The sequence below is a fragment of the Vibrio bathopelagicus genome, from assembly GCF_014879975.1.
Taxonomy (GTDB): domain Bacteria; phylum Pseudomonadota; class Gammaproteobacteria; order Enterobacterales; family Vibrionaceae; genus Vibrio; species Vibrio bathopelagicus.
The window spans coordinates 1,794,258-1,806,402 of record NZ_CP062500.1 but is presented as its reverse complement, the minus strand read 5'-3'; the positions used below and the strand labels follow the sequence as shown (position 1 = coordinate 1,806,402).

Sequence of the window (12,145 nt, the reverse complement as noted above, 5' to 3'; positions counted from 1 at the left end):
ACACTGGGTTTGCGAAACAGGGTGAGTCAGCTATTGATTATTTTCGAGTTCACTATTCACCCTGTAAGAATAGTGCAATGACGACGACTATTCAGCGCTAGCAACAAACAACTGTTTGCCGTGTAGCTTGAAGTCATTAATCAGTTTTTGCCCTTTAGGGTTAACCAACCAATCACTGAACGTTTTCGCTGCTTGGTAATTGATCGCAGGGTAACGCTCTGGGTTTACTAGAATCACTTGGTATGGATTGAATAGGTTCTTATCACCTTGGAACAATACTTTTAGGTCAAGTTTGTTTTGGTAAGCTAACCAAGTACCACGATCTGTCATGGTGTAGCCTTGCATTTCAGACGCCATGTTCAGAGTAGGGCCCATGCCTTGGCCAACACTGCGGTAACCGCCGAAGTTTGGTTCCATTTTGGTTTGTGCCCAGATACCCATCTCTTTCTTATGAGTACCAGAATCGTCACCACGAGAAACGAACGTCACATTGTTCGTTGCAATCGCTTTGAACACATCAGCCACTGCTTTTTGAGATTCAATGTGTGCTGGATCGTCTTGTGGACCTACGATAACAAAGTCGTTATACATCAGTTTACGAGGTAGAACGCCGTAGCCTTGTTCAACGAAATTCGCTTCTGCTTTTGGTGCGTGAGTCATCACGAGATCGACATCGCCGTTCTCACCCATACGAAGTGATTTACCCGTACCAGCTGCAAGAACGTCGACCTTAATACCAGAGTCTTTTTCGAACTCAGGTAATAAGTAGTCTAGTAGGCCAGAGTGATATGTGCTTGTTGTTGTCGCAAGTTTGATATGCGTGGTGTCTTCTGCGCTGCTAGCCGAGTAACTGACGATAGATAGAGCGGCAATAGTTAAGGGAATTGCTTTCATTATTATTATGTCCATTCTGTTATAAGTGAATGACACGCCTTCAACTTCAAGGGGCTCAAAGAAGGTCATGTTCATACGATGCTAATTTTTGTAATTAGAAATCATCACCTTATAAGCAATGTTAGTGCCAATAAATCATGCATCAGATCTCATTAAATTGCTGTAATTTCGAACGAAACTGCGCCTTTTGACCTCATAAATTAAAACAAAACATGAGCTAGGACAAAATGTCGCACATTGACCCTGTTGCGTAAAAGGTTAATTGGTACACTCTGTCCCAACTTTCCCTATCGGCTGATTATTATGTCTTTACCTAGTTCAAGCGCCTCCAACCTCAACTCCAACACATTGACTCAATATCAGGCATTTTCTGTCTTGGTGGTCGACGATGAAATTGGTATGCAGGCTATTCTTAAGAAAGCACTAGGTAAGTATTTTGGCAAGGTATCCAGTGCCGGTTCCGTAGAAGAAGCCGAGGTTCTGCGTTGCAACGAGCACTTCGATTTGATCGTTCTTGATATCAATCTCCCGGGTCGTTCTGGTATTGAATGGGAAGAGGTATTCAACGACGCCGACAAACGCGCTGATGTTATTTTCATGACGGGTTACGCTGACCTCGAAATGACCATCTCCGCACTCAAACTTGGCGCCTCTGATTTTATTTTGAAGCCTTTCAACTTAGAACAGATGATAAAAGCGGTACTTCGCTGTATGGACAAGCGGCTAGATCAAAGAATGCAATATGCGTTGAAGCGCGATGTTAGCCGTCATATTAAAACCGAATTGATCGGTAACTCAGATAAAACCAAACAACTTAAACAACTCATCAGTCAATTCGCGCCATCAAGAGCATCGGTGTTAATCGAAGGCGAATCAGGGACGGGTAAAGAGTTGGTTGCTCGTGGCGTGCATGAAGCCAGCAAACGAACAGGGCCATTCGTACCAATTAACTGCGGAGCGATTGCTCCTGAGCTTTTAGAAAGTGAATTGTTTGGCCACACGTCAGGAGCCTTTACTGGTGCGAAGAAAAATCGAGAAGGTCTGTTTAGAGTCGCAAGTGGCGGCACACTGTTTCTTGATGAGATCGGTGAAATGCCACTACCAATGCAAGCAGCGCTTTTACGTGTGTTAGAACAACGCACAATTCGTCCTGTTGGCAGTGAGAAAGAGATTACCGTCGATGTACGTGTCGTCGCAGCAACCAACCGAAATCTTCAGGAAGAAGTCGATAAAGGACACTTCCGCCGTGACTTGTTCTACCGACTCAATGTACTCAAGATTGATGTCGTGCCATTAAGAGAACGCCCATCGGATCTAATTGAGTTGGTTCCATACTTCACTCGTTTGCTATCGAGTGAGCTGGGTGTGCCAGTTCCAAACTGGGCGCATGAAGATATCTTGGCGATGAACGAATACGAATGGCCAGGAAATATTCGTGAACTTAAAAATTTAGTGGAACGTTGCATCCTATTAGACAAGCCACCAGCTCACTATTGGCGTGAGATTAACGGTGACCCAGCGCCCGCCAGTATTTCAGTGACGGTGTCACACGGTGCTGAGTTGCCTAATTTGGATAACAATGATGCCGTTGAAGGTTATCCGAACACTTGGACGCTAAAAGATGTTGAGAAAGCCCATATAGAACAACTGGTTAGTTTTCATGATGGAAACAAATCAGCAGCGTCTCGAGATCTTGGCGTTGCTCGTAAAACGTTAGAGCGTAAATACAAAGAGTGGAATACAGAAGGCTCTGAATATGCCGATTAGACGTCAATGGTGGTCAAAGTGGGCGTTCCGATTCAGAACCATGGTGCGTTATCGTCTACTATTTTTAACGTCTGCGCCGATCATCTTAACCTTATGTGCTCTGGTTGCGATCACTTTGTATTGGTCTGTTCATTACACATGGCAGGGCGCATTGATCGATGTTGATGAGCGTTTGGATGTTGCAGACAATAGTATCCAACTGATTCAAAACCAACAGGCCTATAATGTTCAAGCGTTTGCCGAGTCTTACAACTTCCGAATCAAACTCGCTAGTGATATATCAAAAGAAGATCTCACTCGTTGGGTTTCAGCGAACAAGTCGCGCTATGAGCTCGATTTTCTGCGCTGGCGTAGTGTTGATCGTATGGATAAGAAGCTTGAATACCTGAACCTGACACACAAAGAGTCGTTTTTCAGTGTATTAAGCCATGATGAACTCAGGACCCTAGACCGAGATCTCCCCAAAAAAGCCGAAGTGCCTATGCTAAACGGCCAGGGTATTGAAACGAGAGGCCTAGTCAGCCGCACAGTGGTCTCCATTAGAGATAACAAAGACCAAGTGATTGGTTTTCTCGATGGAGGGATTCTACTTAATAACAGTACTCAATTAGTCGACCAGATCAGCAACCTAATTTATCCGCAACGCGATGGGTTCAATCGCCGTATTGGTACCGTTACCGTATTCCTCGATGATCTTCGAGTGAGCACCAACGTACCGTTAAGTAGTGAAGACAGTGCAGGGCGTGCAATTGGTACTCGCGTTTCTCATGAAGTTCACTCAAAAGTTTTGAATGAAGGTAAAAAGTGGCTCGACAGGGCGTATGTTTACGACGCTTGGTACATTACTGCCTATCAGCCGATTCATGACCAATTCGATAATGTGATTGGTATGCTTTATACCGGCTACCTGATTTGGCCATTAGTAGAGACCTATTTAACCAACCTTGGTGAGATCAGCATCATTATCGTGTTGTTATTGTTGGCTTCAGGCTTGATCGTTCACCGTGGAGCGCGTGATCTTTTCAACCCAATTGAACGTATCCATAAGGTCGTCAAGCTAGTCCAGATGGGGCAAGACAAGCGAATCGGTACGCTGGGGTTAAACGATCAACATGAACTCACTTTGCTCGCTAAACAATTCGACAAGATGTTGGATTTGCTGCACGAACGTAATCAAGAGATCCAACAAGCCGCTTCAGAACTCGAATGTAAGGTCCATTCTCGAACTGCTAGCTTGAAAGAAAAAACCGAAGAATTAGAACTGCATATCAAGTTGTTAAACCAAGCGAGAGACAAGCTGGTGGTCAATGAAAAATTAGCCGCGCTAGGTGAATTAACCGCGGGCATCGCCCATGAGATTAACAACCCGACGGCGGTGATTCTTGGCAACGTCGAATTAATGAAGTTTGAACTCGGTGACGAAGTCGCTCGTGTAGACGAAGAAGTCCACGCGATCATGGAGCAGATTGACCGAATCCGAAATATTACACGAAGCCTGCTTCAATATAGCCGTCATGGTGGCGTACAAGATGAGATCACTTGGCAACACATCAATCCAATCGTTGATGAGAGCATTACGCTTGTCAAAACGGGAGCTAAGAAGAAAGGCATTGTGTACGTATCGCAACTGCACGCTAAAACGTCTGTTGAAGTGAACCGCAACCAATTATTGCAGATTCTGGTTAACCTACAGATGAATGCGATTCACGCTATGGACGGAAAGGGCACATTGACTATTTCAAGTGAAGACTGGGTTGAAAATGGCGTGTCTCATGGGGCAATTGTTCATGTTGAAGATGAAGGCTGTGGTATCAAAGAAGAACAATTGAAACGTATCTTTTCACCTTTCTATACAACCAAACGAGACGGTACAGGCTTAGGCTTGTCAGTGTCTCAAAGCATCTTGAGCCAAACGGGCGGCGAGATACGTGTTGAATCTGAAGTTGGTAAGGGAAGCCGTTTTAGTATCTATCTTCAACAAAAGGCTACTCCCCAGTTGCTGGTATCGAATCTTTAATTTTTCAACGTTAAGATCGAATCCAACCAAAAATTATCACCCGATAATGTTTCTACTGCGCTTGGGCTGTTACATGAACGTTTCAGCCCAAGCACGAAAATTCCGCATTACTAAACTATCACCTACTAAATCTCAACCTCTGCCTGTTTGACGAGCACCTCCTTTTGATTATGTAACACAGTGTATATCATTCGATCTTGATGCATATCATCTGAACTGTACGGGATTTTGATAACTTGGTCGAAAATCCATAATCAAAACAAATAATAAAGTCAGTCAGCTATGAAATTAAGTAACTTATCTATCAAATTAAAACTCGTATCCATCGTCATTTTATCGGTTGTTCTATTGGTAATGGCATCCACTTTTAATCTAATTCAACAACGCGCTAGCTCCATGGAAGAGCGGCAAGATAAACTCAGTGCTCAAGTCGAAACAGCGGTCAGCTTAGCTCAACACTATTATGACCAACGAAATATTCTTGGCGAAGAGACAGCAAAGAAACAAGCACTTCAAGCCATTGAGGCGCTTCGCTATGACAGCACCAACTATTTTTGGATCTTAAACCAACAACTCAACATCATTAGTCATCCCCTTAAGCCAGAACTCAATGGCAAGAATGCGGGTAACTTAAGAGATGGTGCGGGCAAGTATCACTGGCGTGAGATGGTGACCATATCTCAAACGGCACAACAGAAAGGCTTTCTTGACTACCAATGGAAGAGCCCGAATGGAGAGTTGAAAGATAAGATATCGTACGTACAACTTTTCCCTGAATGGAACTGGGTGCTAGGTTCTGGAATATTGGTCGCTGATATTCAAGATGCATTCTATGCGTTGGCAATTAAAGAAGGGATGGTTGCGGTTGTGTTGTCTGGCCTACTGTTTGCGATGGGCTACGCGATATCCAATAACATCCTTGTGCCTCTCAATAAGCTTATCGATAACACCCATAAGATTGCCGATGGCGACCTTCGTGTACGTATGAACATGACGCGCAAAGATGAGCTGGGTGATATGAGCCAACAGATCGACACTATGCTTGATAAGCTGCAAAGCACGCTACGTGTCGCCAACGAATCTGCGGATCTATCGAGCAATATGGCAAGTCACATTGCTCAAGCGAGTGAAGAGGCGGCGACCAGTGTCAACTCACAACATGCTCAGCTTGAATTATTGTCTACTGCGATGACAGAAATGAGCGCCACCATTTCAGATGTCGCGGTTAATGCAGAGAACACTGCCGCAAGCACCAATAAAGTCGTCGATCATGCCAACCAAAACGATGAGAACATGCAGGTCACATCTAAAACCATCTCTCAAGTTTCAGAGAACATCTCTACGGCTAACGAATTGGTAAGAGACCTACAATCCGGTGTTAGCGAGATAAGCCAAGTGGTCAGCGTGATCCGTGATGTATCAGAACAAACTAACTTATTAGCCCTTAACGCGGCGATTGAAGCTGCACGTGCTGGTGAGCAAGGAAGAGGGTTCGCGGTTGTAGCAGACGAAGTTCGTAACCTAGCTAGTCGTACTCAGAATTCGACTAATGAAGTTCAAGCGACGATTGAGAAACTCACTCAGCAAGCCGAGCGTACCTTTAAAGCAATGCAAAGCAGTAACGAGAAAGTGGATCACAGTGTTGTCGCCTCTAATGAAACGCGCCAACAACTGGATGTGATTGTGAATGAGCTGCACAACGCCAACGACATGGTGGCTCAAATTGCAGCAGCCTCGGAGCAACAGAGCACGGTAGCAACCGAAATGAGTGAAAGTGTCACTGGGATTCACCTGGCGGCTAACGAAGTACTGCAAGCTTCGCAGTCACTGGCAGAAGACAGCCAGAAAATGGCCAACACCACAGAGCACCTTACTGATCAGTTGAAGTACTTTAAGGTTTAAGCCCAACCTAGGTTTTTGCCGAGCAAAATATACGCCCATAGCTCATAAAAAAACACCTCCGTACTTGAGATAGGTTCGGAGGTGTTTTCGTTTGTAGATGACTGGATTGCCAGCTCTCCTATTTATAACCCAACAATAGGAGAGCTAGCAATCTTGTTAATGTGCCGTCACTGAAATCTTCGGTGGGTTGATGTTGTGTTTCTTAAACTCTTTCATCACTCGAAGGGTAATATCAGTTTCAAACAATTTCTCATACGCCGTATCGACCACATAAGCCTTACAGGTAAGTTGTATTGCTAGATAGTTGTCGGTAATGGTTTGTTTAACCAGAACAGTAACTGGCTTCGGCAAATGGATGTAACGGCTTGAAGAAGCGGCTTCTTGAATCAAGTCACGGGCTAGGGTGATGTCTTCATCCATTCCTACGTAAAACGGGATCACGACCTGCATATCCAATGCACCATAGTTACCGCTCGTCGTCACTTCATTTAAGAACTTGTTGTTCGGGATGGTAATGATGTCATCGTTCAGCGTTCTCATACGCACTGAACGTAAACCGATAGTGATAATGTCGCCGTAGTTACCTTCGAACGTGACGCGGTCACCAACTTGGAAAGGTCTATCGATCATCACGGTGATACCCGCGATGAAAGAAGCCGCCAAGTCTTTAAGCGCAAAGCCAACAGATACGGCGAGGGTACCGCCAATCAGAGCCAGTATTTGGTCGTTGATACGGAAACTCATCATAAACACGATCAGGCCCGTACTCACATAGATGAAGAACTGCATAAACGACTGAAGCTTTTGCAGCAGCATTCGATATTGGACGAATTGACTACCGAAACTGGTTACCATTGAATTGATGAACTTAAGCAGCAACCACATTGCGGCAATGACGATAGCGGAGAAAAATACGCCACTCCATCGTACTAAGCTCGCAATCTTCGAGATGTTTTCTACATTGGCCAACTCTTCCGTCGCGAAGGTCGGAAAACTCACAGAAGTCGTTAAGCCAACAAATAATAGGACAAATAATTTCTTCATTTTACTTCACCAAGAGATGTTGACGGTCGAGAACGTTCGTAATGTGGCGGAACCAGTGATCAGAAATCTTTGCCTTCTCTTCACTCCAACCAATGTAACCTCGACTTTCGAAGTAACGCAGAATCCCCGTAATCTCCGCAATACTCAGCTGAGTACAGTCAGACAAAACTTCAGGAGAGGCTATCTCGAGCTGAACAATCGAGCGAAGCACGGCCAACATGGGTTTAGGCATATTCTCTAACTCTTGCGCTTCAGGCACATGGAAAAGCCTAACAACAGCTTGGTCGGTGTCTTTGTTTCTATTAAGAGATAAACGGAAGAAGCGCAGAGCCACTGTTGGGTTACCATCAGAGTAATGCCATAGAATTCGATAGAAGCCTTGGCGCGCACGTTCTTCTTCTGTCATCTCATCTTGATCCCATTGTTTAGGAACCACCAATCCATCAAACGACAACGGCTTTTCTAACTCGGTATTGATGCGGCTTGTCAGTAGTTCACCGATTTGCTTCTCAGTCCAACGAGGTAAGAAACACACGAAATCAAACAGCAGACGCTCGCCACGAGCTCTATCCACAAATCGCCAACTTGATTTAGCAATCGACATTACCACACGGTGATTCTTTTTAGATCGGCGCAGTAAGTTGGTTAAGCGAATCAAATCCGATAGACCGCCCACCATAGGTTTAACAAGTCGTTGCGCGTTGTCGATCGCGATCAGATAAGTGGTTTCGCTTTTACGTAAGTGAGCCAGAATCTGAATTTCTGTCGCTTCTTCTTCTAGCCCGATACTTACAGCCAAGTGGCAAAGAAGCTCTTTGTAACCGGCATAAGGGCAGCTAACGTAGATTGGCTCTGCGTTGGTGACTTTATGTAGCAAAGTGTAGAGCAGCGTTGTAGAGCCCACACCACGTTCACCAGACACAATACAAATCGCTGGGCTGTCAGACATCAGATAGCGATTGAGTTGTTTCACTTCATCGCCCGCGTAGTCAATCAAAGTACTATCAATAGAACCTGGCAGCACGTATTCAAAGGTTTGGGCGCCTTTGATTCTTACAAGATTCTGCTGATTTTTATCAAGGTCGGACTGTTTCGCGACTTCAATTCTGAACAGGTAAGCCAGCGCTTGGCTAAATAGGGTATAACCAGATAGTAACGCCATGATTCGATGTTGGAAGGTGTACACCGTTAGCCACACAACACCAATTGCGGTTGCCAGAATATTGAGAATAAAGGTCTCTTGGCGATTAACCGCCCAATTAACCCACACAGGGCGATCTGAAATATGATGTAACGCATCAAACACCTTCGCACGCCATAGCCTCAATACTGAGATAGTCACAAGAACAAACCAGAAGAACAGCGCACTGTAGATCCAGCTGTAAATCGTGCCTTTTCCTAGTGTACGAATTGAAATCTGAAGGATTACACCCGCAACGATAAAACTCCATACATAACGGCGAATCGTTGAAAGTCGCAGCGCAATGACTTCTTTGTTTGAAGTTCGGCTAATACGGAACGCAAATTCCAGAATAAAGCTAATGGCTATCGAGCCACCAAGAATCCACCACGTAAAGATCTCTAGGAAAATCAGATGTTGTAAGCTCGGGATGCTTGAGAGAATGCGCAATGAAATAGTAATCGCGATTAACCACGCTATCGCGCGATGGGCACGGCTCACGTACCAAATCAAACGCACCAAGAAAGGAGGATTTTGTTTAGCTTCCAAAAAGTTAACTCGGAACAATTCGATCAGGCGCGTGCTGTTTGATAACCACCACACTAAAGCAAAGTAAATAAACAGCACTTTCAAAGAAGCCCAAATAACGGGCACCGGCGAAATGAAGATGTCAGTGATCAACGCTTTGAAACTACGAGTTTGAAAATACACCAAATACTCGACATTGAGCTTAGTCAGTCGCCACTCTTGCTTAAACTGCGTTACACCATAAGGGCCAAAACCCGTTAGACGCTCTCTGTTTGCGGCAGTGGTCTGCTCAAGTAAGTGCTGCTTACTCACATTTAAACTGTTTAATGTTACGTAGCTCGATTCAACGTCAAACCACAAATCCGCATCACTGTTTTTTCTATAATCCAGAAGCTGTTGATCAAAGGTTGCGATTTGTTGGTTTTGGACTCGAAGCACTTCAGCCAATAAAACATTGACCTTACGTTTATCTGCCGCCTCCATAAACAGAGGGTCGGGGAGTGCATTGATGCGTTGATCCAGATCTTGGGCAATGTCGGACACCTGAGGGCGTGACTGCAAGTCATATTCCAAGTTGGCATGACTAGGCCAAGAGAGCATGGCTAAAGTGAACAATAAGAAGCGCGATAGTGAACGCATAAAAGTCTCTTAGAATTATGAGGTTAGGATTACTATAGTTAGATAATGGTGCTTTGTGAAATCTAACCCTTTCTCGGGGGCGAGTACTTTATTCCTGTTTCTCTTGTCTTTGTCATGAAATTGTCAGGGTTTGGGCTAGTATTTGAGCATCAGCCAGTACCGTAAATAAACAGGCTGAAAGTAGGTTAGGTTGTAACGATGCGCCGTGCGATATATTCAATTGGCGGCAGGATTTAAGCTGTTATATAAACCCCATTATCGGCGGTTGTTCGCTATTTTGTATTTTACTTATTGTGGCGTTTTTATGAACAGAAAGAGAAAATCAAAAGTGTGAGTCAGCTCAAATTATGATTTGGCTAGGTTATCACTCACTTAATGGCCTGTAATTGCAATCAATACTTGAAGTTAAAGCCCCGAAGAAGTACCGTTGCGGCGTTTTTCACATTAAAAAGGTAAAGGCATTGATCTCCACAGCAAATATCACTCAACAATTCGGCGCTAAGCCACTTTTCGAAAATATTTCAGTTAAGTTCGGCGAAGGTAACCGTTACGGTTTAATCGGCGCGAATGGCTGTGGTAAATCGACGTTCATGAAGATCCTATCAGGTGAACTTGAACCAAGTGCTGGTAACGTAAGCTACGATCCAAACGAGCGCGTAGCTAAACTAAACCAAGACCAATTTGCTTACGAAGAATTCACGGTAATCGACACGGTTATCATGGGTCACAAAGAGCTTTGGGCTATTAAGCAAGAGCGTGACCGCATTTACTCTTTGCCTGAAATGAGCGAAGAAGACGGCATGAAAGTAGCTGATCTTGAAGTTCAGTTCGCTGAAATGGACGGTTACATGGCAGAAGCGAAAGCGGGTGAGCTTCTTCTTGCTGTAGGTATTGAAGAATCACTGCACTTCGGTCTAATGAGCGAAGTAGCACCGGGTTGGAAACTTCGTGTTCTATTGTCTCAAGTACTGTTTGCAGACCCGCACATCATGCTTCTTGACGAACCAACGAACAACCTGGATATGGATACAATTAAGTGGTTGGAAGATACGCTTAACCAACGTAACTGCACAATGATCATCATTTCGCATGACCGTCACTTCCTAAACTCAGTTTGTACACACATGGCTGACCTTGATTACGGTGCACTTCGTCTGTTCCCTGGTAACTACGATGAGTACATGACAGCAGCGACGCAAGCTCGTGAACGTCTACTTTCTGATAACGCGAAGAAGAAAGCACAAATTGCTGAACTTCAAACGTTCGTTTCTCGTTTCTCTGCTAACGCATCTAAAGCGAAGCAAGCAACGTCTCGAGCTAAACAGATCGACAAGATTCAACTAGACGAAGTTAAAGCGTCTAGCCGTCAAAACCCATTTATCCGTTTCGAACAGTCTAAAGAACTATTCCGTAACGCACTTGTGGTTGAAAACTTGGCTCAAGGTTTTGAAGAAGACCTATACAACAAGTTCGATGCAATTTTCGAAGTTGGTGAGCGTGTTGCTATCATCGGTGAGAATGGCGTAGGTAAAACAACGCTACTTAACACACTAGCGGGTGCTCTAGAAGCGCGCGAAGGTGAGTACAAATGGTCTGAAAACTCAAACATCGGTTACTACGCTCAAGATCACGCACATGATTTTGAAAAAGACATGAACCTGTTTGATTGGATGAGCCAATGGCGTCAAGAAGGCGAAGACGAGCAAGTTGTTCGCGGCTTCCTTGGTCGTATGCTATTTGGCCAAGACGACATCAAGAAATCTGTAAAGGTTATCTCTGGTGGTGAGCAAGGTCGTATGCTTCTTGGCAAGATCATGATGCACAAGCCAAACATCCTTCTAATGGATGAACCAACGAACCACATGGATATGGAATCTATCGAAGCGCTTAACTTGGCTCTTGAGAACTACAAAGGCACATTGTTCTTCGTATCTCATGACCGCGTATTCGTAGACTCTCTAGCGACTCGTGTTCTTGAAATCAAAGACGGCAAGATCAACGACTTCCGCGGTACTTACGCAGAGTTCTTGAAAGCACGCGCTTAGTACGCATTAAACATGAATACGTAATACAACGTTAGTGCGTATCCCTGATTAAAAAGGCCTCTATCTTTATGATTAAGATAGAGGCCTTTTGTTTATCTTTATATCGGTTTTTTCACATCATCGTTTTAA

At 44.4% G+C, this 12,145-nt stretch carries 7 protein-coding genes; 4 read left to right on the top strand and 3 right to left on the bottom strand.

Features of this window, described 5'->3' with window-relative positions:
• Positions 1–87: 87 nt before the first annotated feature.
• Positions 88–894 carry a substrate-binding domain-containing protein gene (locus IHV80_RS07945; protein ID WP_192890680.1) on the bottom strand — a complete coding sequence of 269 codons (807 nt, stop codon included), beginning with the start codon at positions 892–894 and terminating at the stop codon, positions 88–90.
• A gap of 303 nt (positions 895–1,197) precedes the next feature.
• Between IHV80_RS07945 and IHV80_RS07940 the strand changes: the two genes are divergently transcribed.
• The 3 genes from IHV80_RS07940 to IHV80_RS07930 all read left to right on the top strand — a co-directional run bounded on the left by IHV80_RS07940 (position 1,198) and on the right by IHV80_RS07930 (position 6,580).
• Positions 1,198–2,661: a sigma-54-dependent transcriptional regulator gene (locus IHV80_RS07940; RefSeq protein ID WP_192890679.1), complete on the top strand. Its 1,464-nt coding sequence runs from the start codon at positions 1,198–1,200 to the stop codon at positions 2,659–2,661.
• Entirely contained in the window at positions 2,651–4,678 is a 2,028-nt protein-coding gene (locus IHV80_RS07935; protein ID WP_192890678.1) for a sensor histidine kinase, read from the top strand. The genes IHV80_RS07940 and IHV80_RS07935 overlap by 11 nt, the downstream gene beginning before the upstream one ends.
• A gap of 282 nt (positions 4,679–4,960) precedes the next feature.
• Positions 4,961–6,580 carry a methyl-accepting chemotaxis protein gene (locus IHV80_RS07930; RefSeq protein WP_192890677.1) on the top strand — a complete coding sequence of 540 codons (1,620 nt, stop codon included), beginning with the start codon at positions 4,961–4,963 and terminating at the stop codon, positions 6,578–6,580.
• Between the two features lie 156 nt (positions 6,581–6,736).
• On the opposite strand, the gene IHV80_RS07925 is transcribed toward IHV80_RS07930, so the two are convergent.
• Together IHV80_RS07925 and IHV80_RS07920 are read right to left on the bottom strand one after the other, a co-directional pair.
• Complete coding sequence (locus IHV80_RS07925; RefSeq protein WP_192890676.1) at positions 6,737–7,624, bottom strand: mechanosensitive ion channel family protein; 888 nt, start codon at positions 7,622–7,624, stop codon at positions 6,737–6,739.
• A gap of 1 nt (position 7,625) precedes the next feature.
• The gene (locus tag IHV80_RS07920) at positions 7,626–9,971 is read right to left on the bottom strand and encodes an ATP-binding protein (protein ID WP_192890675.1); all 2,346 of its coding nucleotides are present in this window, start codon (positions 9,969–9,971) and stop codon (positions 7,626–7,628) included.
• A 461-nt stretch (positions 9,972–10,432) separates the two neighbouring features.
• Here IHV80_RS07920 and IHV80_RS07915 point away from each other — a divergent pair, with 461 nt between their 5' ends.
• Complete coding sequence (locus IHV80_RS07915; RefSeq protein WP_017107090.1) at positions 10,433–12,016, top strand: ABC-F family ATPase; 1,584 nt, start codon at positions 10,433–10,435, stop codon at positions 12,014–12,016.
• Positions 12,017–12,145 lie beyond the last annotated feature (129 nt).